This window comes from Pseudomonas azerbaijanoccidentalis (assembly GCF_019145495.1).
GTDB classification, from domain to species: domain Bacteria; phylum Pseudomonadota; class Gammaproteobacteria; order Pseudomonadales; family Pseudomonadaceae; genus Aquipseudomonas; species Aquipseudomonas azerbaijanoccidentalis.
The window spans coordinates 116,847-141,779 of the sequence record NZ_JAHSTU010000006.1 but is presented as its reverse complement, the minus strand read 5'-3'; the positions used below and the strand labels follow the sequence as shown (position 1 = coordinate 141,779).

The window sequence follows — 24,933 nt, the reverse complement described above, 5'->3', positions numbered from 1 at the left end:
CGTCAGCGAAGGTAATCGACCAACCCGCGATAGCACGTCGCCAAGTGATAAGGCGTGGTCGACGGCATGTCGCGACGGCTGACTTCACCGTGCTCATCACGGCATTCATACCAGCCGCCGGCATGCAGCGAGCGTTGCTGCAACGCCTGCAATTGGCGCAGTACCTCAGCTTCGCTGTCCGGTCGCAACGTCAATGCTCGCAAGTACTCGGCCTGCGCCCAGATACGCTGGGTGGCATCGCGCGAGCCGCCGTCAGACTTGAAGTCGAGCATGGCCCGCACCGCGCCGGTTTCTTGATCGACGCCCAGTTGCTCGGTGAAGGCGAAGGCGTGCTCCAGCGAAGCATGCAGTTTCGAGCCGCGCAGCAGCTCGGATGATTCCAGCAGGAAATACCATTCGAACTGGTGCCCCGGCTCAAACCAGTTATCCACAGAGTCCAGCGGCTTCTCCATCAACACGCTGTGCTGCGGATCGATAAAGCGTTTCTGCATGGCTGTGCATAACTCAACCAGCGCGCGCTCGACGGCAATGTCTTCACGCACAGACAAGAGCGCGAGAAAGGCCTCGGCCAGATGCATCAACGGGTTTTGCAGCGGGCCACTGCCGAGTGACGACCAGTCCCTGTCGAGGCTGGCGTCGTACAAGCCGTCGCCTGTGGCAAAACGCCGGGCAACCACTTCCAGCGCGGCGTTGAGCACCGATTCCACCAGCGGCTCGCGGACCTTGTCCCAGTAATGGGCGCAGGCGAACAGGATGAAGGCGTGGGTGTAGAGGTCTTTGCGCTGATCCAGCGGCGCACCCTGCGCATCGACGCTGTAGAACCAGCCGCCGTGCTCGGCGTCGTGAAAGTGCCGTTGCAAGGAACGGAACAGCGCTGCCGCGCGTTCTTCGGCGGCCGGTACCTGGCCGATCAGGCTGGCAAACAAATACAACTGCCGTGCGCAGGCCATGGCTCGATAGCGTTGAGGCGGCAGGGGATTGTGCTCGGCGTCCAGTGCCTCGTAGGGCAACGCCATCTCGGCATTCCAGCCGGGACCTTGCCAGAGTGGCACGATGACGCCCAGAAAGTGCTGTTGCACCGAGGCGAACAGGGCGGTCAATTCAGGCTGGGAGGCAGAGCGGGAAACAGGTGGCATTGGCTGGCGTCGTCACGGCAGGGTCGATTGCGCGACATGTTATCAGGCCTGAGAGGTGTGGTGTCTGTCAGGCCGTCATCGCTGGCAAGCCAGCTCCCACAGGTTAAGTGCAAATCCTTGTGGGAGCTGGCTTGCCATCGATGAGGCCAGTTCAGGCAATAGAGAATCAGCCCGCCAACAACCACACTCCGGTCGCCGCCGAAGCCGCGCCCGCCAGCCGCACGAACGGCGCCGCCGCCTGCGGCAGCACGCGCACCACCGCATAACCCAACCCATGCAATGCTGCCGTCGCCGCCACGAACCCGACAGCATAGGCCCAAGGGCTCGACATGTCGGGCAGCTCCAGGCCATGGGCCACACCGTGGAACAAGGCGAACAACGCGGTCGCGCCCACCGCCAGGCTCAAGGGTGGACGCACCGCCAGCGCTACCGCCAGGCCCAGCGCCAACACCGAGGCGGCAATCCCGCTTTCCAGCGCCGGCAGGTTCAAGCCCTCAAAACCCAGCAGGCCGCCGATCAACAGGGTCCCGACGAAGGTGCACGGCAACGCCCAGCGTGCGGCGCCTTTTTGTTGTGCCGCCCACAGGCCGACCGCGAGCATCGCCAGCAAGTGATCGAGGCCGCCGATCGGGTGGCTGATACCGGCGATCAAGCCATTGTCGCCGTGCCCCGGGTGGGCGAAAGCGAGGGCAGGGGTCAGCAACAGGGCCACGGTGGCCAGGATGCGTTTCAGTGTCATGGATAAGCTTCCTTGTTGATAAATGTCGATCAGGCTGCGGTCAGCAAGCCTTGGCGTTCTATGAAGGCAATGATGTCTTCCAGGCCTTGGCCGGTTTTCTGGTTGCTGAAGACGAACGGCTTGCCGTTGCGCATGCGGGTGGTGTCGCTGTCCATCAGGGTCAGCGAGGCGCCCACCAGGGGGGCCAGGTCGATTTTATTGATCACCAGCAGGTCGGATTTGCAGATGCCCGGCCCACCCTTGCGTGGCAACTTGTCGCCCGCGGAAACGTCGATCACGTAGATGGTCAGGTCGGACAGTTCAGGGCTGAAGGTGGCCGACAGATTGTCGCCACCGGATTCCACCAGGATCAGGTCCAGGCCCGGAAAGCGCCGGTTGAGTTGATCCACGGCTTCGAGGTTGATCGAAGCGTCTTCGCGGATGGCCGTGTGCGGGCAACCGCCGGTTTCCACGCCGATGATGCGCTCGGGCGCCAGGGCTTCGTTGCGCACCAGGAAATCGGCGTCTTCGCGGGTATAGATATCGTTAGTCACGACGGCCAGGTTGTAGCGTTCGCGCAGGGCCAGGCACAGGGCCAGGGTCAGGGCAGTCTTGCCGGAGCCGACGGGGCCGCCGATGCCGACGCGCAGAGGTTGTGTGTTCATGTGACTCTCCAAAGTAAAAGGCCCTAGGAACGGAACAGACGGCTGTACTGGCGCTCGTGGGCCATACTCGCCAGGGACAGGCCAAATGCGGCGCTGCCATAGTGTTCGGGGTTGATCTGGCTGGCGCTCCGCTGGGCTTGTTGCAGCAGCGGCAGCAACTCGCTGGTCAGGCGTTGGGCGGCTTGCTGGCCCAGCGGCAGGGTTTTCATCAGCACCGCCAATTGGTTTTCCAGCCAGCTCCAGAGCCAGGCGGCCAGCGCATCCTGCGGGCTGATCTGCCAGGCGCGGGCCGCCAATGCCCAACCCAAAGCCAGGTGAGGCTCCGGGCGTTGCTCAAGAAAGGCGCGAGCGTCGGTATCGAGTTCCGGCAGGCCATTGAGCAGCTGCTGCAACGAGTACCCCATTTGCCGGCTCTCTTGATGCAGTTCACGGGTTTCCCGGCTGGCGCGGTGCTCTTCGCAGCGTTGCAGCAGCTCGCTCCAGTTTTCCTCTGTCGCGGCCGCGCAATGGGCGAGCAGCAATGGCGCCTCGAAGCGGGCGAGGTTGAGCAGCAATTGGTCACTGATCCAGCGGCGCGCACTGTCGGGATCGTGGACGCGGCCGTTTTCCACCGCCATTTCCAGCCCTTGGGAATAGCTGTAGCCGCCAATCGGCAATTGCGGACTGGCCAGGCGCAGCAACGCCCATGCGGGGTTCATAGGCGTACGCCAAACTGATGCAGTTTGGGTGGGTAGTTGAAGTCTTCATCACCGTGACGCGAATGGTGATGGCCGCCACCGTAGGCACCGTGTTCCGGCTGGAAGGGCGCTTCGATGTTCTCGGCGTGGGCACCCAGTTGTTCGAGCATGGCCTTGAGCACGTAGTCATCGAGCAGGCGCAGCCAGCCGTCACCAACTTGCAGGGCAACGTGGCGATTACCCAGGTGATACGCGGCGCGGGTCAGTTCGAAGGCGTTGGCGCAGGTGACGTGCAGCAGTTGTTCGGGGCGAGCACAGACGCGCACGATGCGCCCGTCTTCAGCCTGCAAACATTCGCCGTCGTACAGTGGCGACTGGCCGCGCTCCAAAAACAACCCGACGTCTTCGCCCTCGGCACTGAAACAGCGCAAACGGCTTTTGCTCCGGGCTTCGAAGGTCAGGTGCAACTCGGCGGCCCAAACGGGCTGAGGGTCGATTCTGCGATGAATCACCAGCATCGGAAAGCTTCCAGCAATGGACAATGCAGTGGCTAGAGCAAGGGCCTTGCCAATCGGCGTGATGCGTAGAAAATGCCTGAAGGAGGGGTAGGGCGAGTTGCTATGCGCTGAGATTTTTGTTTGAAGTTGGTGCGCTTCGGTTTTGGTATGCACTAATTTGTAGCGCACCAAAAAGATCGCAGCCTTCGGCAGCTCCTACAGGGAATGCATTTCTCTGTTGGAGCTGACGGCGTTACTCGGTGCTGCCCAGGCCTTGCCAATGTTTGAGACCGATAAAGATAAAGCGCAGCTGCTGGGTGATTTTTGCCTGTGGCGTCAGGTGCTCAGGCAATGCCTCGGCCGGTGGGTCGATGATGTCGGGCAGCGTGGCGAACACGCTTTTGACGATCAGGTCGGCCATCACGCTCAGGCCGGCAATATCCAGGTGTTGCAGTTTCGGCATCAGCGACAGGTCCGCCGCGAGGTCCGAGCTGATGTTTTCGCGCAGGCGGCCAATCGCCTGGCGCACCGGCAGCGAGCCACCGTACTGTTCGCGGGCCAGAAACAGGAATTGCGAACGGTTGGCGCTGACCACATCGAGGAAGATCCGCACCGACGCATCAATAATTCCGCCCATGACGAACTCGTTGTGCCGCACCAGGCGAATCGTTTCGCGGAAGGTCTGGCCCACTTCGCTGACCAGCACCAGGCCCAGTTCATCCATATCGGCGAAATGCCGATAGAAACCGGTGGGCACGATCCCGGCGGTTTTCGCCACTTCGCGCAGGCTCAGGCTGCCGAATCCTCGGCCGCCTTCCATCAAATGACGGGCAGCGTCCATCAGGGCGTTGCGGGTTTGTTGTTTCTGTTCGGCGCGGGGCAGCATCGCAGGGTGTTTTCTAAAGGAGGACAGCGGCGCACTCTAGCAAATCGGCTTTGCTGGCGTCGAACGAGGATAGGGAGATCGAGCGGGGAGGTACGCGACTTCTACAAACGGAACATCCAGAAAGTCAAAAGCCCAATCCGGTGATTGGGCTTTTTTTCAGGGCCGCCATGGGCTTAGCTCACAGCACTGTTGCGTTCGATGACACGGTCACCACCGCCTTCAGCCAAGGTTTGGCCAGGGGTGCGATCGGAACCGTCAGCGGCAAGGGTTTGGCCTGGAGTGCGGTCCGAACCATCAGCGGCGAGGGTTTGGCCAGGGGTGCGATCGGAACCGTCAGCGGCAAGGGTTTGGCCCGGAGTACGGTCGGAACCATCAGCGGCAACAGCTTGACCTTGTGGGGTTTTGTCGTAGCCGTCTTCAGTGAGCAGACCTTTTTCTTTCAGGCGATCGTTACCACCTTCAGCCAGGGTTTGGCCCGGGGTGCGATCGGAACCATCGGCAGCGACGGTTTGGCTGAACACCGAGTGATGGTCTTTAGCTTGTGGCGTGGCTTGTTCGGCGGCTGGCAGGGCAAAAGCCGTGCTGGCCAGCATTGAGAGGGTAAGGCTAAGCAGTAATTGGCGTTTCATGATGGGGTGCTCCGTAGGAGGGCGATAAATTGGGTACGAGGGCAATGCTACTCTCGATAAGTCGATATAAAAGTTCATAAACGCAATGTTAATAATCAACGGAATTGATTGTTCTCTGCAGGCCTTGTAAACCGGGCCTTTACGGCCGTTGCTTTTGCACCGAGGTGGGTATTTTCGACTCACTCGCGCCACGCAAAAGTGCGGGGCCGGTAACGCCATGGAGGGAAAGAGAGCGGCAAGGGAGGGGGCGAATGGGGCAAAATCGGTGATTCGATTAAACCTGCCGGCCGTTTTTCAGTCGTAGATTCCATAGCGGGCCGGTTTTGGCTCAGCGTTTCTCATGTGCGTCGCAGTCCGGGCGCTCAGTCGTATCAGGAGCTTTGTGCAATGACGCGCACCCGTAGAATTCTCGCCTGGACCATGGTCAGCCTCGTTGTATTGCTGGCCGTGCTGGTGCTGATCATCGTGTTTTTCGACTGGAACCGGATCAAGCCACCGCTCAACGCCAAAGTCTCCGAAGAACTGCATCGGCCGTTCTCCATCAACGGCAACCTGGCGGTGATCTGGCGGCGCGAGCTCGACGAGGGCGGCTGGCGTGCCTGGGTGCCGTGGCCGCATGTCGTGGCCGAAGACCTGACCCTCGGCAACCCCGACTGGTCGAAGACGCCGCAGATGGCCAGCCTCAAGCGGGTTGAACTGCGCATTTCGCCGTTGGCCTTGCTGACGCAGCGGGTCGTCATCCCGCGCATTGACCTCACGGAACCCAATGCGCAACTGCAGCGTCTGGCTGACGGCCGTGCCAACTGGGTGTTCAAGTTCGACCCCAAAGACCCCGACGCCGAGCCTTCGCCATGGGTCGTGGACATTGGTGCAATCGGCTTCGACAAGGGCCATGTCACCCTCGACGATCAAAACCTGAAGACACAACTCGACCTGCTGATCGACCCGCTGGGCAAACCGATTCCCTTCAGTGACATCGTCGGTGACAAAGCTGCGAAAAACGCCTCTGAGAAAGGCGCCGCCCCCATGGACTATGCGTTTGGCCTGAAGGTCAAAGGCCAATACCACGGCGAGAAACTGGCGGGCGACGGCAAAATCGGCGGCTTGCTGGCGTTGCAGGACGCGACTCGGCCCTTCCCGCTGCAGGCGCAGGCGAAGATCGGCGACACCCGTGTCGAGCTGGCGGGCACCCTGACCGACCCGATGAACCTCGGTGCGCTGGACCTGCGGCTTAAACTGGCCGGCACCAGCCTGGGTAATCTCTACCCGTTGACCGGCGTAACCCTGCCGGACACGCCACCGTATGCCACCGACGGGCACCTGATCGCCAAGCTGCATGAGCCAGGGGGCGCGGTGTTCCGCTATGAAGAATTCAACGGCAAGATTGGCGAAAGTGACATCCATGGCAACTTGACCTACGTCGCGGGTCAGCCACGCCCCAAACTCAGCGGTTCACTGCTGTCCAATCAACTGCTGTTTGCCGACCTGGCGCCGTTGATCGGCGCCGACTCCAATGCCAAGCAAAAAGCCCGGGGCGGCGAAAGCAAGCAACCGCCGGACAAAGTGCTGCCGGTCGAAGAATTCAAGACCGAACGCTGGCGCGATATGGACGCTGACGTCGAGTTCACCGGCAAACGCATCGTCCACAGCGAGAAATTGCCGTTCAACGATCTCTATACGCACCTGGTGCTGACCGATGGCGTGCTCAGTCTCGAGCCTCTGCGCTTCGGCGTGGCGGGCGGCAAGCTGGATGCGCAGATTCGCCTCAACGGTCGCACCGAACCTCTGGAAGGGCGGGCGAAACTGACCGCTCGCGGCTTCAAGCTCAAGCAGTTGTTCCCGACCTTCGAACCGATGAAAACCAGTTTCGGTGAGCTCAATGGCGATGCCGACATTAGTGGGCGCGGCAATTCCGTGGCCAAACTGCTGGGCAGCGCCAACGGCAATCTGAAAATGCTGATCAACGACGGTGCCATCAGTCGAGAGCTGATGGAGTTGGCCGGATTGAACGTGGGCAACTATGTGGTTGGCAAAATCTTTGGCGACAAGGAAGTGAAGATCAATTGCGCGGCGTCCGACTTCGACATCAAGAGCGGTCTGGCAACCACGCGGTTGTTCGTTTTCGATACCGAGAACGCGATCATCTATATCGACGGCACGGCGAACATGGCCACCGAGCAGCTTGACCTGACCATCACCCCGGAATCCAAGGGCTGGCGCTTGATTTCGCTGCGTTCGCCACTGTACGTGCGGGGCAAATTCATCAAGCCCGATGCAGGCGTGAAGGCAGTGCCATTGATGTTGCGCGGCGCCGGGATGGTTGCGCTGGGCGTGATTGCTGCACCGGCGGCGGGTTTGCTGGCGCTGGTAGCGCCGAGCGGTGGCGAGCCGAACCAGTGTGCGCCGTTGCTGGAGCAGATGAAGTCGGGCAAGGCGCCGGTGACCGTCAAGCCAACCCGGTAGATCAAAAGATCGCAGCCTTCGCAGTTCCTACAGGGGAAGGGGGTTTTCTGTAGGAACTGCCGCAGGCTGCGATCTTGGCGTCAGTCCGGACCCCAACGCCTCCTCTCTGAGCCATGCAAAAAACGCCCGCACCGGCGGATGCCGCTCACGTCCCGGCACACACAGCGCGCTGTAACCGGCGCCATCCACCTGCACGTCGCCCCGATAGGGCACCAACAACCCGCTGGCCACACTTTCCGATACCAGAATGTTGCTCGCCAACACCAGGCCTTGCCCGGCAATCGCCGCTTGCAGGGCGTAATGCTCTTCGTCGTATTCGCGCACGGCGGGTTGGCCGCTCAGCCAGGTCTCGCCGGACTGCGCACACCAGGTTTCCCAGCCGTGGGCATAGAGCTTGGAGTTGTGCCAGTGCACGCTGATCAATGTTGGCGTGCGCCGGGTCGCCTGCGCCACTTGTTCCGGCGAGCCGTAGACGCCAAAGGACTCATCGAACAGGCACAACCCGTATAGGTTCGGATAGTCATCCAGGCTGTAGCGCACCACCAGGTCGACGCTGGCGTCCTGGTGCAGGTCGATGACTTCGCAGTGGGTGTCCAGGCGAACATTGATGGTCGGATGCCGGGCGTAGAAGCGTCCCAGCCGTGGCACCAGCCAGAGGGCGGCGAAGGCGGCGGTGGTGGAGAGGGTCAGATGGGTTCCGCTGCGTTGCGGCCTGAGGGTGTCGACGCTTTGCGCCACATCGAGAAAAGCCCCGTGCAGGCTGTGGAACAAGCGTTCGCCGCATTCCGTCAGGCGCACCCGTCGCGGCAAGCGCTCGAACAGCGGCACCCCGAGCCAGGTTTCCAGTGAGCGAATCTGATGAGACACCGCAGTCGGTGTCACCGACAGTTCTTCGGCCGCAGCCTTGAAGCTCAGAAGGCGCGAGGCTGATTCAAAGGCGCGCAAGGCAGTTAGCGGCAACGAGGCAAACATTGAAAACTCCACGGATGAAATAGATTCATCCAGACTGATTTTTGCTCATTTGAAGTGGAGCAGCTACGAGCTTCAAGCTGCAAGCCACAAGCAGTTTGAGTGTAGCCCTTGAGGAGATTCAGATGAGTAAAATTCTTGCTGTTCATGCCAGTCCACGGGGCGAGCGTTCCCATTCCCGGCGTTTGGCCGAAGTATTTCTTTCGGCGTTGCAGGCGGGCAATCCGCACGCGCAGTTGACCCGTCGCGAAGTGGGGCGGGCGTTGATTCCACCGGTCAACGAAGCATTTGTAGCGGCTGCTTTTTATCCCGAACCACAGGCCCGGCCATTGTCGATGCAGGCGGATCTGGCCTTCAGTGATGAACTGGTGGGCGAATTGCTTGGGCACGATGTGCTGGTGATCTCCACACCGATGCACAACTTCAGCGTGCCGAGCGGCTTGAAGGCCTGGATCGATCAGATCGTGCGGCTCGGCCTGACCTTCAATCACACACTGGACAACGGTGTGGCCCAGTACGAACCGCTGGTGCACGGTAAAAAGGCATTGATCGTCACCAGTCGCGGCGGCTTCGGTTTTGGCCCCGGCGGTGAACTGGAGGCGATGAATCATGCCGATCCATTATTGCGTACCGCGCTGGGTTTCATGGGCATCACCGACGTGACGGTGGTCGCGGCCGAGGGCGAGGAGTCCGAGGCGCGCACGTTCGCCGTCTCCGCCGCCGAGGCCGAACAGCGCTTGCTCGCGCTGGCCAGGGAGTTCTAGATGGCTTGGCTGTTTTTGCTGGTCGCCGCCGGGTTCGAAGTCACCTTCGCCATGGGCATGAAGTACGCCGAAGGCTTCACCCGGCTCTGGCCATCACTCATCACAGTGATGGCGGCCGTTGGCGGGATTTACTTTCTGACCCTGGCCCTGCGTGAACTGCCGGTGAGTATCGCCTACCCGATCTGGACCGCCATCGGTTCGCTGGGCACGGTGTTCCTGGGGTTCGCGCTGCTGGGGGAAAGCCTGACGGCGGTCAAGTTGATATCGGTGGGGCTGATCGTGGCGGGGGTGGTAGGGTTGAAGTAAGGCGGTTGTCATAGACTGGTCGTCGAGATGTCATCTTCGCAGGTTTAGCTTGGCGGAGGTCTTGCATCCCGCCTTGCGTCACCTCTCGATCACAAGGATGTCCGCCCATGTCGCAAGGTTCTGCCCCGCGCTATCCGTTGGTGCTGGTCCCGGGAATGCTCGGGTTTATCCGTTTGGTGCTCTATCCGTACTGGTACGGCATTGTCGAGGCGTTGCGTCGTGGCGGTGCCATTGTGTTCGCTGTGCAGGTCTCGCCGCTCAACTCCAGTGAGGTGCGCGGTGAGCAGTTACTGACGCGGATCGAAGAGATCCTGCGCGAGACCGGGGCAGAGAAGGTCAACTTGATTGGCCACAGCCAGGGCTCGCTGACGGCCCGTTATGCAGCGGCTAAGCGCCCGGACCTGGTCGCCTCGGTCACTTCCGTGGCGGGGCCGAACCATGGCTCGGAGCTGGCGGACTACCTGCACCGGCATTATCCCCATGACAGCGCCAAGGGGCGTTTGCTGAGCTTTTTGCTGCGCATCGTCAACGCCTTGATGTGTTTGCTCGACACCGGTTATCGCGGGCCGAAGCTGCCGGTGGATATCCATGGCTCGCACCATTCCCTGACCACTGAAGGCGTTGCGCTGTTCAACCAACGTTATCCACAGGGCCTTCCCGAAACGTGGGGCGGGCATGGGCCGGAAGAAGTGAACGGGGTGCGTTACTACTCCTGGTCCGGGACCCTGCAACCGGGCAAGACCGATCGCGGGCGCAACCTGCTTGACGGCACCAATCGCAGTTGCCGGCTGTTCGCCAAAACCTTCGTCCGTGAGGCCGGGCACTGTGACGGCATGGTCGGACGCTACAGCTCGCACCTGGGGACGGTGATTGGCGATGAGTATCCGCTGGATCATTTCGACATCGTCAACCAGTCGCTGGGGCTGGTAGGCAAGGGCGCCGAGCCGATCAGGTTGTTTGTCGAGCATGCGGCGCGGCTGAATGCGGCCGGTTTGTAAGAGCCGGAGCAAAAGATCGCAACCTTCGGCAGCTCCTACACTTGGAATGCATTCACCTGTAGGAGCTGCCGAAGGCTGCGATCTTTTTACTTAAGCAACGCTGGTTTTTTTGCCCAACACCGTCGTCCAACGCTCCGACACAATCACCCCACCCAGCGTCAACACCCCACCCACCAAGTGATACAACGCCAGCTGCTCATGCAGCACCACCGCCGCAATCAGCGCAGTAATCACCGGCAGCAAATTGAAAAACATCACCGTCCGGCTCGGCCCCAGACGCACCACGGCCTGCATCCACGCCAATGGCGCCACCATCGAGGCCAACAGGCAGGCGTACAGCACCAGCGGAATATTCTGCAACGTCGGGCCAACTTTCGGCGAAGCGAGGAACAGCGGAAACAGCACCACCACGGCCACCAGCACCTGCAAATACAGCAACACCAGCGGCGGCAACTTCAGCTGCCATTTCTTCAGCAGGGTGCTGTAGACCGCGTAGGCCAGTGTGGCGATCAGCATCATCGCATCGCCCAGGTTTACCCCGTGTTCCATTAGCAAGCCAAGGCTGCCGGAGGACACGACCACCAACACCCCGGCCAGCGACAGCACCGCACCGGCCAATGCACCGGCGGTCAGGCGCTGGCCGAGGCTGATGATTGCCATGGCCAGCGACATCAATGGCATCAACGACAGGATGATGCCCATGTTGGTGGCCGAGGTCAGGGCCGCGGCGAAATACGCCAGGCTCTGATAGACCGCCATGCCGAGCACACCAAGGATGAAAATCTTGCCCAGATTCGGACGAATCAGCGGCCAGTGGACGAGCACCGGTTTAAGCATGAAAGGTGTGAACAACAAGCCGGCCAGCAGCCAGCGGTAAAAACCGATCTCGGCGGGGAAGATCGCCCCGGCCGACATTTTGGTGATCACGGTGTTGCCGGCCCAGATAAAAATGGCCAGCAGGGGATAAGCGTATTGCATCGGGAAAAACCAGAACGTTAATGAGGGCCAATTATCCTCTGTCTGGATACAAGCCTATACTTCAAACCAGACAACCTACCCTTGAATCCGGACAGCATGACCAGCCAGCACATTGATCTACTGGATTTCAGCGAACTGCCTGCCCCGGTGTACTTCCGCTACGCCGATTTCGATGCACACCGCTTTGCTTCGGCCCATCGACATCCGTGGGGCACGCTGGAATATTCGGCCCACGGCGTATTGCACATGGAGATTGGCGGCAGCCGCTTCATGTCACCGCCGCAATACGCGGTGTGGGTGCCGCCCGAGACCGAGCACAGCTTCTATAGCAACCAGCCAATCAATTACCGCGCAGTGTGCCTGGCGCCGGTACTGTGCGCCGATTTGCCGCCGCAAGCCTGCACCCTCGCCATTAGCGACATTCTCAAGGCCATCCTCAAGGACTTTGCCGCCCGCGACGTGAAGATTCCCGAGCGGGACGCGGACCAGCGCCTGGCGCAGGTGCTGGTCGATCAGCTGCAACAGGCGCCCGTGCACGAGTGCTATTTGCCCTACGCCAGCAGCACCGGGTTGCTGGGCATTCTCGAAGCCCTGCAGAACGAGCCTGGGGATAATCGGCCGCTGGCGGATTGGGCCGCGCAGATCCATGTCAGCGAACGCACCCTGGCACGGCAATTTGTGCGCGAGCTGGGGATGAGCTTCGGCGAGTGGCGCCAGCGCCTGCGGTTTTTGGCGGCCATCGAAGCGCTGGACAGCGATCGCAGCGTTCAGGAAGTCGCCTTCGACATGGGCTACAGCACCGGCTCGGCGTTTATCGCGATGTTCCAGCGCCAGGCCGGCTGCACGCCGGAGCAATACCGACGCAGCCATTTGGAGAGCAGGAAGGTGTAACAGGTGTTGTCTACACTCCAGAGCAAGGCCGTTCCCCTTGGTGCGGCAACAAGGAGAAAACTCCATGAAGATGTTGCGTGCCCCTTTGTTGATGATCGGTTTGCTGCTGTGTGCCCAAAGCTTCGCCGCCACGGACCAACAGAACAAGATGACCAGCTGCAACGCCGAGGCGACGGCAAAAACCCTCAAGGGTGACGAGCGCAAAGCCTTCATGAGCAATTGCCTCAAGGCCACTCCGGCAGCCAACGATGCCGGCACTGCCTTGACCCCGCAGCAGCAGAAAATGAAAACCTGCAACGCCGATGCGGCGACCAAAGCCCTGAAGGGCGACGAGCGCAAGGCGTTCATGAGTGATTGCCTGAAGAAGAAATAAATATTCAGCCGAAATTGTGGGGGCTGTGAGGGCCTCATCGCTAGCAGGCTAGCTCCCACATTTGTCCGGTGTACGCTGATCCACTGTGGGAGCTAGCCTGCTAGCGATGGGGCCGGTTGAGGCACTGCAAAAAAGCCTCAACCCCCGACCAAGGTCGCCCCACACAATCCCTAGTGCTGACACCGGATCGCTGGCAGACTGCCAATCCTTTTACGCCGTTCGTTTTGAGGCTGTATGCCAACGTTTTCTCAGCGTCAAGTTTTGCTGGTCATCAGCTGGGTCATTATTTTTGGCGGACTGCTGCTAGTCATTCCGCTACGTTTGCTGCCCAGCCTGCTGGCCGGGTTGCTGGTGTTCGAACTGGTCAACATGCTCACCCCGCAATTGCAGCGGCTGATCGAAGGCCGGCGTGCGCGTTGGCTGGCGGTGGCCTTGCTGGGGACGTTGATTGTCAGTGTGCTGACGCTGATCTTCGCCGGCGCCATCAGCTTCCTGCTGCACGAAGCCGAGAACCCTGGCGCTTCCCTCGATAAGTTCATGGGCGTGGTTGACCGTGCGCGCGGGCAGTTGCCCCCGTTCATCGACGTCTACTTGCCGGCCAGCGCCGCCGAATTCCGCGTGGCGATTGGCGAGTGGGTGAGCAAACACCTCAGCGACTTGCAACTGGTAGGCAAGGACGCGGCGCACATGTTCGTGACGTTGCTGATCGGCATGGTGCTGGGGGCGATCATCGCCTTGCAGCGCATTCCGGACCTGACCAAGCGCAAGCCTCTGGCCGCCGCGCTGTTCGATCGGTTGCACCTGCTGGTCCAGGCGTTTCGCAACATTGTGTTCGCGCAGATCAAGATTTCCCTGCTCAACACCTTCTTTACCGGGATCTTCCTGGCGGTGGTGTTGCCGATGTTCGGCATCAAGCTGCCCCTGACCAAGACCCTGATCGTGCTGACCTTCCTGCTCGGCTTGTTGCCGGTGATCGGCAACCTGATGTCGAACACCCTGATCACCATCGTCGGCCTGTCGTTGTCGATCTGGGTGGCGATTGCGGCGCTGGGTTACCTGATTGTTATCCACAAGCTCGAATACTTTCTCAACGCGCGCATCGTCGGCGGGCAGATCAGTGCCAAGTCTTGGGAGTTGCTGTTGGCGATGCTGGTGTTCGAGGCCGCATTCGGCCTGCCAGGGGTGGTGGCGGGGCCGATTTACTACGCGTACCTGAAGAGCGAGTTGAAGCAGGTGGGGATGGTTTGATCAGGCAGACGTGTTGCCTGATCTGACGTCATCGCTAGCAGTCTAGCTCCCACACTGGTTTTGTGATCACCACAGATCCAATGTGGGAGCTAGCCTGCTAGCGATGGCGGCGACTCGGTTCCGGATCAGCCCATCGAACCGTAACGCTTCGCCGCTTCAATCGCCAAACCGCTACCGATGCTGCCGAAGATATTCCCTTCCACATGCCGCGCATTCGGCAACATCGCCGAGACGCTGTTGCGCAGCGCCGGAATGCCGCTCGAACCACCGGTGAAGAACACCGTATCCACCTGATCAACCCGCACATCGGCATCCGCCAGCAACTGGGTGACGCTGTTGCGCACGCGCTCCAGCAGGTTGTCGATGGCCGACTCGAACAGTGCCCGGCTCAGCTCCACGCTCAAACCGGCTTCGATGCGGTCCAGTGGCACATGGCGCTGGTCGGCATGGGTCAGCTGGATCTTGGTTTCTTCCACTTCCATGGCCAGCCAGTGCCCGGCGCGTTGCTCGATCAGCTTGAACAGGCGATCGATGCCGCCGGTGTCTTCGATGTCGTAGCGCATGCTGCCCAGCGCCAGTTGCGACTTTTGCGAGTACACCGAGTTGATGGTGTGCCAGGTCGCCAGGTTCATGTGGTGGCTGGTCGGCATGTAAGCACCACTCTTCATGCGGCTGCCGTAGCCGAACAACGGCATCAGGCCTTGCAAGCTCAGCTGTTTGTCGAAGTCGGTCCCGCCGATGTGCACGCCACCGGTGGCCAGGATGTCTTCGTGACGGTTGTCGTGGTTGCGCCGTTCAGGCGACAGGCGCACCAGCGAGAAGTCAGACGTACCGCCGCCGATGTCGACGATCAGCACCAGCTCTTCTTTCTCGATGGTCGACTCGTAGTCGAACGCTGCAGCAATCGGTTCGAACTGGAACGAGACTTCCTTGAAGCCGATCTTGCGCGCCACATCCACCAGGGTGTCTTCGGCTTCTTTGTCGGCCATCGGATCATCGTCGACAAAAAACACTGGACGGCCCAACACCACTTCCTCGAATTCCCGACCGGCGGCAGCCTCGGCGCGGCTCTTGAGCTGGCCGATGAACAAACCGAGCAGGTCCTTGAACGGCATGGCCGTACCGAGAACGCTGGTGTCGTGCTTGATCAGCTTGGAACCCAGCAGGCTTTTGAGCGAGCGCATCAGGCGGCCTTCGTAGCCTTCCAGGTACTCGTGCAGCGCCAGACGGCCGTACACCGGGCGGCGTTCTTCGAGGTTGAAGAAGACCACCGAGGGCAGGGTGATCTTGTCATCCTCCAGCGCAATCAGCGTTTCCACCCCGGGGCGCAGCCAGCCGACAGTGGAGTTGGACGTGCCAAAATCGATACCAACGGCACGGGCTGGAGATGCGTTGTTCATGTCTTTCAAGTTCCGGTTAAAAAACGGCCGCGCAGTGTATGCCAGTGCGGCACAGAATCGAAGGCCGACTATCCGCTAAATCTTGCCACTGCGCCTTGAAAGACGTGCCATCACCCCCAAACTACCCTGCATCAACCGGACAGCCGCGCCGCGACCGCAAGTCGCCCCGCCTGCTGCCGATAAACTTCTGATGCGCTGCCCGGTCACAACCATGAGATCGGTCAAGCCCTGCGCTGCAAACAGGCGCATGCTGTGGCAGGTGGCGCGATTTCGATAACGGATGGTGATTCGAGCGATGGACTTCAAAGACTATTACAAGATTCTCGGTGTGGAGCCGACGGCGGACGACAAGGCGATCAAGGCCGCCTATCGCAAGCTGGCGCGCAAATACCACCCGGACGTCAGCAAGGAAAAGGACGCCGAGGCGAAGTTCAAGGATGCCTCTGAAGCCTATGAAGCACTCAAAAGCGCTGACAAACGCGCTGAGTACGACGACCTGCGCCGTTATGGCCAGCATGGACAACCGTTCCAGGGACCACCGGGCTGGCAGAGCCGTGGCGGTTTCGGCAGTAGTGGTCAGGACACCGGCGATTTTTCGGACTTCTTCAGTTCGATCTTCGGTAACCGTGGCCCTGGTTTTGGGGGTGGAGAGTCGCGCCGCAGCACCGGGCGTCGAGGGCAAGATGTGGAAATGGAACTTGGGATCTTTCTCGAAGAAACCCTCTCGAACGAATCGAAGAAAGTCACCTTTCAGGTGCCGCAATACAACGCGGCCGGACAGCATGTCAGCAATACCCCGAAAAGCCTGAACGTGAAAATCCCGGCCGGCGTGACCGATGGCGAGCGTATCCGCCTCAAAGGCCAGGGCGCACCGGGTATCGGTGGCGGGGCCAACGGTGATCTGTACCTGACGATCCGTTTTGCGCCGCACCCCAAATTCGATGTTGAAGGCGAGAACCTGATCATCACGCTGCCACTGGCACCGTGGGAGCTGGCGCTGGGCACGGAAGTCGCGGTACCGACCCTGACCGGCAAGATCAACCTCAAGGTTCCGGCCGGCAGCCAGAACGGCCAGCGCATGCGCGCCAAGGGCCACGGTTTGCTGAACAAGGCGGGTGAGCGCGGTTACCTGTTCGTGCAACTGAAGGCGGTCATGCCGAAAAAATCGGACGATGACATCAAGGCCTTGTGGCAGGAACTGGCGAAAAAAGCCGCGTTCGACCCGAGAGAAAATTTCTGATCCAAGACACGGAGTAGCCCGTCATGAGCAACCCCCTGATCGTTCAACTGGACCTGGCCGAATTCTGTGAGGCGACCGAATTGTCGGACGTCTACGTGATAGAAATCGTCGAACACGGCATCCTCGAACCTCAGGGCGCCGTGCCCAAGGACTGGCGTTTTACCGATTACGAACTGACCCTGGCCAAACGCGCCGCCAAGCTGCGGCGCGACCTGGAGCTGGAATGGGAAGGCGTCGCCCTGGCGCTGGACCTGCTCGAAGAGGTGCAACAACTGCGGGCGGAGAACCGGATGTTGAAGCAGCGGTTGGGGCGGTTGGTGGTGGAATAATTATCAATGCAATTCACCACCAGTGAACGCAGATGACAATACGAGTTAATGGCGCTCAGCCCCCCCTCTGCGAACGCTTCTTACAGTAAACATTTCGACGCTGCTGTGGAACCAACTGCCATCCGGATTTCGACTCATGCTGTATTGACGCACCACATTGTCAGATATCCTTCTCGTTGGAGGAAGAGGTGGCATGTCAGAGTTTGATGATTCCATTCTTTGCATTTCTGGTTCTGCAGGCCTAATTCTGTTTCCTCCGATCGAACCAGAATCATGCGAAGACGCCGACAAGGGTTGTGCAGGCTGAGTCAGCGAAGTTGGTTCAGGCTGCTCAAGCGCTCTTAGATCAGCTGCTTCCTCATATGTAGGTAGTGACGACCTTGTATAGCGAGGCGCTGGTTCTTCATAGCGGGGCGTCGTGCGGAGCCTTAATGGTTGTTGAGCAGCAGGGGGCACTGAGAGATGGACATTCGCATCGGGTGTTGCCATTGTCCGGTTACGTGCAGAGGAAGATGGAAAGATCCTGCTCAGGGTTGCAGCGACAGGGTTGAACACATGCCCCGTCGGATCCGAAGCATTCACCGGATCCCCCACACAATACATATACGCATTCAACCCACCCTCCCCAAACGGGCTCCAACTGTCCGGGCTATGAAAGCGCATCAACACAGTGTTGTAAGCCCTGTAGCCATTACCCAACAGATACCAACCGAGTCTCGCCTCGCGTAGCTGGCCGTTAAACCCCAAACACCCGCCAATCGCCTGCCGCCCGGACTGTTCGCCGTAGGCTGAATACGCAATTGAATCGACCTTGCCGTCCGTTACCTCGGCGAGCACCGAGTTCTTGCTGTCGGTGGCCAGCAGTAGAGTCTTTGACTGGCGCAAAGGGCGATCCTTTCTTATGGAGTCGGTCATGCGAGGCCTGCCTTCATGGCTGAATTCGTACTCCCAGTTTTACTCGGGCGGCCAAGGGTTGGGAACTATCAGAACTGATAGTGAGGGACATCTACGCAGCCTGTTCTGGCGCTATCGCGAGCACGCTCACTCCTGCAGTTGACCGTGTTCCCTTGTGGGAGCCAGCCCTGCTGGCGATGAACGATAACGCTGTCCCAGCCTCACACCTTCCTCGGCAACACCACGGTAAACACCGTGCCGTCAGTCTCATTCGAGCAGACCTCAATCGTCCCCTGATGCGCATCGACCACTTCCTTGACGATAAACAACCCCAACCCGAGGCTGGTGGTGGGCTCGCCGAGTTCTTCGCTGGCGCTGCGCACCAAAGGGTCGAATATGGTTGGAATTGCGTCGGCGGGAATCGGGATACCGTCGTTGTGCACGGTCAGTTGAACGCTGTCGGCCTGGCCCCTGAGCGTCAAGGTGACTTCACGCTTGTCCGAGCCATGTTGCAGCGCGTTGCCAATCAGGTTTTGCAGCAGCTGATCCAGCCGTCGCGGGTCCCATTCACCCTTGGTGTCGCCCAAAATGTCCAGGGTTGGATCACATTCGGGTTGGGCGGCACAGGCCCGGCTAATGGCTTCCTGCGCGGCTTCGGCCAGATCCATGGGTACGGGGTCGATCGGCAGGCTCTTTCCCAGGCGACTGCGCACCAGTTCCAGCAGATCGTTGACCATCATCGCCATATGCCCGGTACCGCGCTTTATGTTGATGGCGCACTTCAACGCATCACCGTCGAGGGTGGCCTTGCGCAAGAGCATTTCCGTGGACATGCCCACCGCTTGAAGCGGTGTGCGCAGGTCGTGGCCGAGGATCGCCAGGAAAATATCGCGCGAGTGATTGACCCGTTCGGCATAGCTCGCCGTGGACTCGGCGAGGGCTTCGTCGATGGCTTCGTTGAAACGGATCATGTCCTGAAAATAAGCCATGTCTGGGGATTCGAGGCTGTCGACCCACAGCCGGATCACGCATGCGCGCAAATGGCGGAATTCACTGGTCATCTGCACCAGATCAAACCCTACGGTGTGGCGCAATTCGCCGTGGCTGGCGCCGGCTTCGTCCAGGCTCGGGGTTTTCTCCGGGCCTTCGCCACGCGCCTTGGCCGCTTGTTCTCCGGGGCTCTGGGGCTTGCACATGTCCCGCGCCGCCGCCAACAGGATCGACCGCGCATGGTCGCGCAACGCCGGGCTGTCCATGGAATCAGCTGCCGGGGTAATGGTTTTGGCGAACTGCTCCCACTCATCAACGATGCGACCAACGTTTTTGACGATGAATTCGGAAAGGCGCATGGCAATTACCTGAGCATGAAACAGGGGGGGGCAGCGAATCGAATAGTAGCCCCTTTGCCGGAAAAAACACGACCGCTCATACCGATGTACGAGCCGAGGCGTCTATGGCGGTACTTATGTATTTTCGACTTGCGGATTGTTGGCCGGTCGGGGCCTTTTCCGGGGCTGGGTCCAACAGTTTTTTGCTCTTTTGTTTCCGAGGCGGGTGAATAAGCTGGTGGTTCTTTTCCTCTCTTCAAGGTGATTCAAAAGTGGCTGATTTGCATGGAAGCAATTCACAAGCGATGTCCGCTGAAAATAACGGCGTGCACTATCAACGCGTACTCAATGGCATACCGGAGGCGCTGAAAAATGCCTCACCCGCCAGGCTGCAAAGCCTGGCGGTGCTCAGGCCAAAACTGCCCGAATGGTATGGCAGCGTCCGGGCGATAGACCGCCAGTACCTCAAAGGCCTGATTGACGAGCGATGGCGCTTGCAAGGGGTGCTGGACAAGACGCTGGGCGACTTGCAGCACGACATCAATGCGTTTGCCGAGCCGCTGCTCAGAGCGGCAATGCAGACAACGTTCGGCACGGTCCAGGACATGAACGAACTTACCGTGCAACTCGAAGTGCCGAGCAAGATCATCTTCGGCATCGATACCGGGGCCAGTCGCGTGCGGCATTCCACGTTATTGGAGGCGGCCCTGCATAACTTCGTAGAATCCGAGACCGAAGACGGTGCGTTTCGCAACAGCTCCGGCGTCTACCGCAAGGACGCTCGCGGCAGACTCACTCGCGAGCCGGGCATCACTCTGCCGGCGTTTGCATCGTTATGCCGGCGTCTGGACCTCGGCGACCAGTATCAGCGGCACATCACATCCGTTTTGCAGCCCACGGCGCCTGACAAGCAGCAGACCTTGTTGAAAGACTCGGTGGCGAGCGAGAAGGCCGCCTTTCAGGTAGCCGCGCTGATAGCCCGGCTGAAGGGTGATATCAGCGACCATGCCTACGGCGCGCTCGGAAAAATGCGCGAAGGCTTGGCGAACGTCACGCTGTACGACCAGCCAATGCGTTGCCATCGCCTGTCACTGATGGGGTTTCGGCTGACGGGCATCGTATTGTTCAGTGCGGTCACAGAGCCTTCTCAGGTCAAGCAGGAAATCGACGGTTTGACGCCGGCCCTGCTGAGGTTCTGGATCGATTGGTCACGCCGCATCCCTGTACTGCCGGGACAGGAATATGATCGCTTTAAACTCTTGCAGGCGTTCTTCGCCAATGGTCCGCAGGGTTTTACCGATGAAGTTTTGCGCCGGGAAGACATCTTTCAGCAAAGCCGCTTGTCCGGCCCAGTGATTGCCTATGTGCCGGATGATCCGGACCATCCGTTGAAGGAATACCCGTCGCTGACGGCGTTCATGAAAACGCTGATCAGTCAGTTGCGAAACACCCAATACCAGACGTTTTTCAGCCGCTTTGTCGCGCAGAAAGACAAAGGTCTTTTTTCCGCCCGGGTCAACGAACGCCTCACGACGTTTACCTGGCATCAGCGCGAACCGCTCGACATGGGGCCGTGGTGGCGTGAGACGGCAGTCGAGAATCCTGACGCGCAGCCCATCACCAATCTGATCGAAGGCGACCTGTGGACAACTTTGTTTCGTGAGCGCCGCGACAAGGCAGTCGCCGATGCCAGGCTCATCGCCGTGCCCACCGGTGATGAAGATGCGACGGCCCGCTTCAAGCGCCTGACGAGTTATCTGGAGATCGGCTGGAACGTGTTCAATTTTGCCGCGATGCTGGTGCCGGGGCTGGGCGAGGCCATGCTCGGCATCATGGTCGCGCAAATGCTCGCCGAGGTGGCCGAAGGGGTTGAAGACTGGAGCCGCGGTGACAAAGAGCAAGCCTCTGCGTACTTCACGGGCGTGCTGATCAACTTCGCACAGTTGACCCTCATGGGCGCCGGACATGTGTTACCCGGCACCACCCTGGCACCGATCAAAGTCTCGCCCTTCGTCGATGGGCTCAAGCCTGTGGAGGTGGGTGGCAAGAAGCGGTTGTGGAATCCGGATCTGCGGCCCTATGAACAACCGCTCACCTTGCCCGGGGAGGCTGCAGCGGATGATTCGGGACTTTATCGTCATCAGAATCAGGACCTGCTGCGTTTCGATGATAAATGCTACGGCGTCAAGCAGGACCCGGATACCGGGGTGCATCGCGTGCAGCATCCAACCCGACCCGACGCCTACCAGCCGATGCTGGAACACAATGGCGCCGGCAGCTGGAAAACCGAACTGGATCGTCCACTTGAATGGGATCAACGCACAGTGCTCAGGCGACTGGGCTCGTCAGTGGATGGATTTTCCGATGAAACACTCAAGCAGATTTTGACCGTAAGTGGTGAGCACGAAAACCTGTTGCGCAGGCTGCATGTCGAGCACGACACCCCGTCATCGCTTCTGACCGACACCATCAAGCGCTTCCAGGCCCATGCCGACGCTGAGGCTTGTGCTGCAGATATTCTCGCCAATCGGATCGATGAGGAATGGGCGGCTTTTGTTCCGCGGTTCATGACGGAGCTTCCCGGTTGGCCCGGCGCCAAAGCCATCGAAGTTTTCGAGGGCGCGGAGTTGAAAGGGGCATCCATCAAGGACGGCTATGCCGATGCGTTACCGGTGGACACTTTGCAGATCACCCGTCAGCAACTGCTGACGGGTGCGCTGCCCGAGCGTGTGCTCGGGTTTCTTGATGAGCCTTCGATTCGGCAGATGCTCGGGCAATGGTTTTCCGGTGACCGGCAAAAGCGCATCGAAGTATTGCGCGATAAACTGGCGGGTCGGGCGCGTCAGCAAAAAAGACGTCTGTTCGATGAGTTATACACGCGCCGTACGCGTTCGAGCGATCCAACGGTGAACCTGCTAAAAGGCGACGGTGCAGAGATCTCTACCAGTCAGGCGCAAGCCCTGCTGCGTGATGCACATCGTTCCGACACGCAGCACTTGAGCGAAAAAAATCGCGTGCCTTTGAGACTGGCAGAGCAAGCTCGGGAGGCCGCAGAACAATTGCGGCTGGCACGGGCCTATGAAGGTTTTTTTCTCGATGGCCTGCACAATGCTGACACTGCGCGCCTGGAGTTGCATACGTTGGCCCACCTGCCGGGCTGGCCGGCGGATCTGCGCCTGGAAATCCGTGAGTACTCTTTCGAAGGCACCTTGAACGACAGTGTCGGGCCGGTAGATGCACCGGTCCGCAAAGTGCTGATCTGGGGCGAGGATGGGAAGTACGAGGCCCGGGATGGGCGTGATCAACATCTGCACGGCGCCGACAGCTTGTACGCCGCTGTGCTGCACGCCTTGCCAGACGCGCAACGAGTGACATTTGGCTTTGGCATCAACGAGGCATCCCGGCTAGAGCAGGCGGTAAAAGCGCAGCCGTTGGACCGCCACCTGCTTGAACCGATTTTACGGGATAACCCGAACACCAAACCGGCCTACGACCCGACCACCATGCGCTTGCGCGGCGGCATGCCGGGTTACGCGCAGCAAGTACCACGGGGAATGGGCCTGAGACACCGTGCTCGAGCGCTGTATCCGGCCTTTACAGCGCAAGAGGTCGAAAGTCTGCTGGTAGCGTTCACTCTCAACAATGGCTCAGTGGATGCACGCCTCACGGCGTTGGAGACCGAATTCAATCAGTTGATCAAAAGTCTGAACCACTGGCGGGACTCTCCTACGACGTCCTGGCGTTTCTTGGCGTCGGGTATGGAGGAATGGCAATCACGCAATATGCTCTGCAAAGCTTTCAGGCAGTGTTGGCAGCGCTCCGGGCCGGAAGGGGTCGCGGCTGCAGGTGTGACACGACCTCAGTTTTTGTCTCTGGACAATATTCCCCAGTTGCGTCGACTGCTAGAGACACTGCCAAAGCTGGAGGCCAATTTCGACCATGTCACCGGCATGAGCCTGCGAGATAACCAGTTGCGTATGGAGCATCTGTCCATGCTTGGCTCGTTTCGTCAGTTGCGCAGTCTCAATCTGCAAGGCAACGCGCTTGTGGCCCTTCCTCAAGCCATTGGCAACATGCGTCATCTCACGGATCTGTTCCTCAACGAAAACCGCATTGAACTGGATTTACTGGCAGTCAACCGTCTGAAAAATCTGACCCGTCTCTGTTCTCTGGGGTTGCGTGACAACCCATTGAAGCTTATTCCTGATATCAGTCGCATGCCGGATTTGCAGGTGCTACTGCTGAACGAAACGGGCCTGGACACCTGGCCTGTCGGGCTGTTTTCCCAGTCGCGGCCGCGGCATATCTATCTGGATTTGAGCAGCAACCCGATCAGTCGCATTCCGGTGGTCGCGCCAGGTTCGTTTCGCGCCGAGTTGCTGGCCCGCACGGTAATCAGTCGAGAGCCACGCTGGATCTCGCCTGCCAATCTCGAAAGACTCAAATTCTACATTGAGTCGGTCGGTATGGACCCTGACCGCCCTTATCCACCACGCGGCACCCTGGACAGCGCCGACTGGTCAATGGGGTTGTCGCAGCAGCAATGGGCTGACAAACAGATCGCCTGGAACCAGGTAGAGGATGAATTCGAATCGGTTCCTTTTTTCGACGAAATCCGCAAACTCTCCGAATCTGCCGATTTCAGGGCGGGCGGCACTTATCAAACGGAACTGACCGCCAAGGTGTGGCGCATGATCGAGGCCATGGCCATTGACAGCGAATTGCGGATCAAGCTGTTCACTGAGGCCGCAACCCCCACCGAATGCGTGGACGGCGGCACGCAGCTGTTCAACGCCATGGGCGTGCAGGTGATGATTCACGAGGCTTACGCGTTGACAGATGCAAGCTTGATCGAGGCGCAATTACTCAAGCTTGCGCTGGGAAAATCCCGGCTTGATGAACTCGGCGCTATTGCTCGTCAGCGCGTAGCCGCGCGTTTGGCGAAGGGGGAGCAGTTCCGCCGAGTGGACGATCAGGGTCATGTCGTCGGTTCAATTGACGAGGTGGAAGTCCATCTGGCCTACATGACTGATCTGGCGCGGCGTCTGGATTTGCCATGGCAGGCGCGGGGCATGCAGTTCCGCAAGATCGCCGGGGTGAGTAAAGAGATGATCGATGCTGCGTTCGAGCGAATTGTGGCGCTAGAGGAAGGTGAGTTGCTGACCGACCGCATTCTTGACCAGCCACTCTGGAGAACCTGGCTGGAAACCGCGAGTCAAGAGCAGTTGAGCGGCTTGAAACGCCGGATCGACGCCACCACTGAATTGCAGGATGCACTACAGCGCAGGGCTGACGGGACGACTTTCACGGCAGAGGAAAAGGCTGAAGTGGACTCAGAAATAGCGTCGCTTTGTGGTGAACTGGGCAGGAGCGAAAGCGACTTCGCCGAGGGCAAGCTCATGTCGGACGAGGCGTATGTTCAAGCCTTGACTGAAATTGATCGGCAGATCACACAGCAACTGAAAACCCTGACCCGGGAAGCGATGAAGCGGGCAAATCTGGATCGACTGCGGGTTTCATCCAGTCACTAACCTGTCTAGTCCT

The 24,933-nt window shown here is 59.7% G+C and carries 22 protein-coding genes; 10 read left to right on the top strand and 12 right to left on the bottom strand.

The annotated features are described in order from the left end of the window. Positions 1 to 2: 2 nt before the first annotated feature. The 7 genes from KVG88_RS20215 to KVG88_RS20185 all read right to left on the bottom strand — a co-directional run bounded on the left by KVG88_RS20215 (position 3) and on the right by KVG88_RS20185 (position 5,208). Positions 3 to 1,136, bottom strand: coding sequence for an AGE family epimerase/isomerase (locus KVG88_RS20215; protein ID WP_217872568.1), 1,134 nt, complete (start codon positions 1,134 to 1,136; stop codon positions 3 to 5). A gap of 166 nt (positions 1,137 to 1,302) precedes the next feature. After that, positions 1,303 to 1,875 (bottom strand): HupE/UreJ family protein, encoded by a 573-nt coding sequence (locus KVG88_RS20210; RefSeq protein ID WP_217872567.1) that lies wholly within the window; start codon positions 1,873 to 1,875, stop codon positions 1,303 to 1,305. Between the two features lie 29 nt (positions 1,876 to 1,904). Then, positions 1,905 to 2,519 carry an urease accessory protein UreG gene (gene ureG / locus KVG88_RS20205; protein WP_150705401.1) on the bottom strand — a complete coding sequence of 205 codons (615 nt, stop codon included), beginning with the start codon at positions 2,517 to 2,519 and terminating at the stop codon, positions 1,905 to 1,907. 23 nt (positions 2,520 to 2,542) lie between these two features. Then, entirely contained in the window at positions 2,543 to 3,217 is a 675-nt protein-coding gene (locus KVG88_RS20200) for an urease accessory protein UreF (protein WP_217872566.1), read from the bottom strand. Beyond that, complete coding sequence (ureE, locus tag KVG88_RS20195; RefSeq protein WP_150735757.1) at positions 3,214 to 3,714, bottom strand: urease accessory protein UreE; 501 nt, start codon at positions 3,712 to 3,714, stop codon at positions 3,214 to 3,216. The genes KVG88_RS20200 and ureE overlap by 4 nt, the downstream gene beginning before the upstream one ends. A 232-nt stretch (positions 3,715 to 3,946) precedes the next feature. Then, entirely contained in the window at positions 3,947 to 4,579 is a 633-nt protein-coding gene (locus tag KVG88_RS20190) for a TetR family transcriptional regulator (protein ID WP_150705404.1), read from the bottom strand. Between the two features lie 173 nt (positions 4,580 to 4,752). Next, positions 4,753 to 5,208 (bottom strand): hypothetical protein, encoded by a 456-nt coding sequence (locus KVG88_RS20185; protein ID WP_150705405.1) that lies wholly within the window; start codon positions 5,206 to 5,208, stop codon positions 4,753 to 4,755. 387 nt (positions 5,209 to 5,595) lie between these two features. Between KVG88_RS20185 and KVG88_RS20180 the strand changes: the two genes are divergently transcribed. Beyond that, complete coding sequence (locus KVG88_RS20180; protein ID WP_217872565.1) at positions 5,596 to 7,671, top strand: AsmA family protein; 2,076 nt, start codon at positions 5,596 to 5,598, stop codon at positions 7,669 to 7,671. Between the two features lie 27 nt (positions 7,672 to 7,698). On the opposite strand, the gene KVG88_RS20175 is transcribed toward KVG88_RS20180, so the two are convergent. Further along, positions 7,699 to 8,655, bottom strand: coding sequence for a LysR substrate-binding domain-containing protein (locus KVG88_RS20175; protein ID WP_224792419.1), 957 nt, complete (start codon positions 8,653 to 8,655; stop codon positions 7,699 to 7,701). 110 nt (positions 8,656 to 8,765) lie between these two features. On the opposite strand from KVG88_RS20175, the gene KVG88_RS20170 reads away from it, so the two are divergent. The 3 genes from KVG88_RS20170 (at position 8,766) to KVG88_RS20160 (ending at position 10,708) form a co-directional block, all read left to right on the top strand. After that, the gene (locus tag KVG88_RS20170) at positions 8,766 to 9,404 is read left to right on the top strand and encodes an FMN-dependent NADH-azoreductase (RefSeq protein WP_150705408.1); all 639 of its coding nucleotides are present in this window, start codon (positions 8,766 to 8,768) and stop codon (positions 9,402 to 9,404) included. Further along, a complete protein-coding gene (locus tag KVG88_RS20165) occupies positions 9,405 to 9,710 on the top strand; it encodes a DMT family transporter (protein ID WP_217872564.1) in 306 nt (101 codons plus the stop codon). Positions 9,711 to 9,817: 107 nt separating this feature from the next. Then, entirely contained in the window at positions 9,818 to 10,708 is an 891-nt protein-coding gene (locus tag KVG88_RS20160; protein WP_217872563.1) for an esterase/lipase family protein, read from the top strand. Positions 10,709 to 10,798: 90 nt separating this feature from the next. Here the strand turns inward: KVG88_RS20160 and KVG88_RS20155 are convergent, their stop codons facing one another. Next, positions 10,799 to 11,686 carry a DMT family transporter gene (locus tag KVG88_RS20155; RefSeq protein WP_217872562.1) on the bottom strand — a complete coding sequence of 296 codons (888 nt, stop codon included), beginning with the start codon at positions 11,684 to 11,686 and terminating at the stop codon, positions 10,799 to 10,801. Between the two features lie 96 nt (positions 11,687 to 11,782). Here KVG88_RS20155 and KVG88_RS20150 point away from each other — a divergent pair, with 96 nt between their 5' ends. The 3 genes from KVG88_RS20150 to KVG88_RS20140 all read left to right on the top strand — a co-directional run bounded on the left by KVG88_RS20150 (position 11,783) and on the right by KVG88_RS20140 (position 14,198). Beyond that, positions 11,783 to 12,577, top strand: a complete 795-nt coding sequence (locus KVG88_RS20150; protein WP_150704147.1) for an AraC family transcriptional regulator — start codon at positions 11,783 to 11,785, stop codon at positions 12,575 to 12,577. 64 nt (positions 12,578 to 12,641) lie between these two features. Then, positions 12,642 to 12,950, top strand: a complete 309-nt coding sequence (locus KVG88_RS20145) for a PsiF family protein (protein ID WP_150704146.1) — start codon at positions 12,642 to 12,644, stop codon at positions 12,948 to 12,950. A 234-nt stretch (positions 12,951 to 13,184) separates the two neighbouring features. Further along, entirely contained in the window at positions 13,185 to 14,198 is a 1,014-nt protein-coding gene (locus KVG88_RS20140) for an AI-2E family transporter (protein ID WP_150704145.1), read from the top strand. A gap of 125 nt (positions 14,199 to 14,323) precedes the next feature. On the opposite strand, the gene KVG88_RS20135 is transcribed toward KVG88_RS20140, so the two are convergent. Next, positions 14,324 to 15,598 carry an Hsp70 family protein gene (locus KVG88_RS20135; RefSeq protein WP_150704144.1) on the bottom strand — a complete coding sequence of 425 codons (1,275 nt, stop codon included), beginning with the start codon at positions 15,596 to 15,598 and terminating at the stop codon, positions 14,324 to 14,326. A gap of 295 nt (positions 15,599 to 15,893) precedes the next feature. On the opposite strand from KVG88_RS20135, the gene KVG88_RS20130 reads away from it, so the two are divergent. Next, the gene (locus KVG88_RS20130) at positions 15,894 to 16,838 is read left to right on the top strand and encodes a DnaJ C-terminal domain-containing protein (RefSeq protein WP_150704143.1); all 945 of its coding nucleotides are present in this window, start codon (positions 15,894 to 15,896) and stop codon (positions 16,836 to 16,838) included. 23 nt (positions 16,839 to 16,861) lie between these two features. Then, a complete protein-coding gene (locus KVG88_RS20125) occupies positions 16,862 to 17,167 on the top strand; it encodes a chaperone modulator CbpM (protein ID WP_150704142.1) in 306 nt (101 codons plus the stop codon). Between the two features lie 45 nt (positions 17,168 to 17,212). Here KVG88_RS20125 and KVG88_RS20120 read toward each other — a convergent pair whose 3' ends face one another. Then, complete coding sequence (locus tag KVG88_RS20120) at positions 17,213 to 18,082, bottom strand: RHS repeat-associated core domain-containing protein (protein ID WP_217872561.1); 870 nt, start codon at positions 18,080 to 18,082, stop codon at positions 17,213 to 17,215. A 200-nt stretch (positions 18,083 to 18,282) separates the two neighbouring features. After that, positions 18,283 to 19,410 (bottom strand): sensor histidine kinase, encoded by a 1,128-nt coding sequence (locus tag KVG88_RS20115; RefSeq protein ID WP_150704141.1) that lies wholly within the window; start codon positions 19,408 to 19,410, stop codon positions 18,283 to 18,285. Positions 19,411 to 19,694: 284 nt separating this feature from the next. On the opposite strand from KVG88_RS20115, the gene KVG88_RS20110 reads away from it, so the two are divergent. Continuing rightward, positions 19,695 to 24,920, top strand: a complete 5,226-nt coding sequence (locus tag KVG88_RS20110) for a dermonecrotic toxin domain-containing protein (protein ID WP_225934083.1) — start codon at positions 19,695 to 19,697, stop codon at positions 24,918 to 24,920. Positions 24,921 to 24,933 lie beyond the last annotated feature (13 nt).

Coding starts and splice junctions, on each gene's coding strand:
- KVG88_RS20215 (WP_217872568.1), bottom strand. CDS start 1,136: ATGCCACCTGTTTCCCGCTCTGCCTCCCAGCCTGAATTGACCGCCCTG.
- KVG88_RS20210 (WP_217872567.1), bottom strand. CDS start 1,875: ATGACACTGAAACGCATCCTGGCCACCGTGGCCCTGTTGCTGACCCCT.
- ureG (WP_150705401.1), bottom strand. CDS start 2,519: ATGAACACACAACCTCTGCGCGTCGGCATCGGCGGCCCCGTCGGCTCC.
- KVG88_RS20200 (WP_217872566.1), bottom strand. CDS start 3,217: ATGAACCCCGCATGGGCGTTGCTGCGCCTGGCCAGTCCGCAATTGCCG.
- ureE (WP_150735757.1), bottom strand. CDS start 3,714: ATGCTGGTGATTCATCGCAGAATCGACCCTCAGCCCGTTTGGGCCGCC.
- KVG88_RS20190 (WP_150705404.1), bottom strand. CDS start 4,579: ATGCTGCCCCGCGCCGAACAGAAACAACAAACCCGCAACGCCCTGATG.
- KVG88_RS20185 (WP_150705405.1), bottom strand. CDS start 5,208: ATGAAACGCCAATTACTGCTTAGCCTTACCCTCTCAATGCTGGCCAGC.
- KVG88_RS20180 (WP_217872565.1), top strand. CDS start 5,596: ATGACGCGCACCCGTAGAATTCTCGCCTGGACCATGGTCAGCCTCGTT.
- KVG88_RS20170 (WP_150705408.1), top strand. CDS start 8,766: ATGAGTAAAATTCTTGCTGTTCATGCCAGTCCACGGGGCGAGCGTTCC.
- KVG88_RS20165 (WP_217872564.1), top strand. CDS start 9,405: ATGGCTTGGCTGTTTTTGCTGGTCGCCGCCGGGTTCGAAGTCACCTTC.
- KVG88_RS20160 (WP_217872563.1), top strand. CDS start 9,818: ATGTCGCAAGGTTCTGCCCCGCGCTATCCGTTGGTGCTGGTCCCGGGA.
- KVG88_RS20155 (WP_217872562.1), bottom strand. CDS start 11,686: ATGCAATACGCTTATCCCCTGCTGGCCATTTTTATCTGGGCCGGCAAC.
- KVG88_RS20150 (WP_150704147.1), top strand. CDS start 11,783: ATGACCAGCCAGCACATTGATCTACTGGATTTCAGCGAACTGCCTGCC.
- KVG88_RS20145 (WP_150704146.1), top strand. CDS start 12,642: ATGAAGATGTTGCGTGCCCCTTTGTTGATGATCGGTTTGCTGCTGTGT.
- KVG88_RS20140 (WP_150704145.1), top strand. CDS start 13,185: ATGCCAACGTTTTCTCAGCGTCAAGTTTTGCTGGTCATCAGCTGGGTC.
- KVG88_RS20135 (WP_150704144.1), bottom strand. CDS start 15,598: ATGAACAACGCATCTCCAGCCCGTGCCGTTGGTATCGATTTTGGCACG.
- KVG88_RS20130 (WP_150704143.1), top strand. CDS start 15,894: ATGGACTTCAAAGACTATTACAAGATTCTCGGTGTGGAGCCGACGGCG.
- KVG88_RS20125 (WP_150704142.1), top strand. CDS start 16,862: ATGAGCAACCCCCTGATCGTTCAACTGGACCTGGCCGAATTCTGTGAG.
- KVG88_RS20120 (WP_217872561.1), bottom strand. CDS start 18,082: ATGACCGACTCCATAAGAAAGGATCGCCCTTTGCGCCAGTCAAAGACT.
- KVG88_RS20115 (WP_150704141.1), bottom strand. CDS start 19,410: ATGCGCCTTTCCGAATTCATCGTCAAAAACGTTGGTCGCATCGTTGAT.
- KVG88_RS20110 (WP_225934083.1), top strand. CDS start 19,695: ATGTCCGCTGAAAATAACGGCGTGCACTATCAACGCGTACTCAATGGC.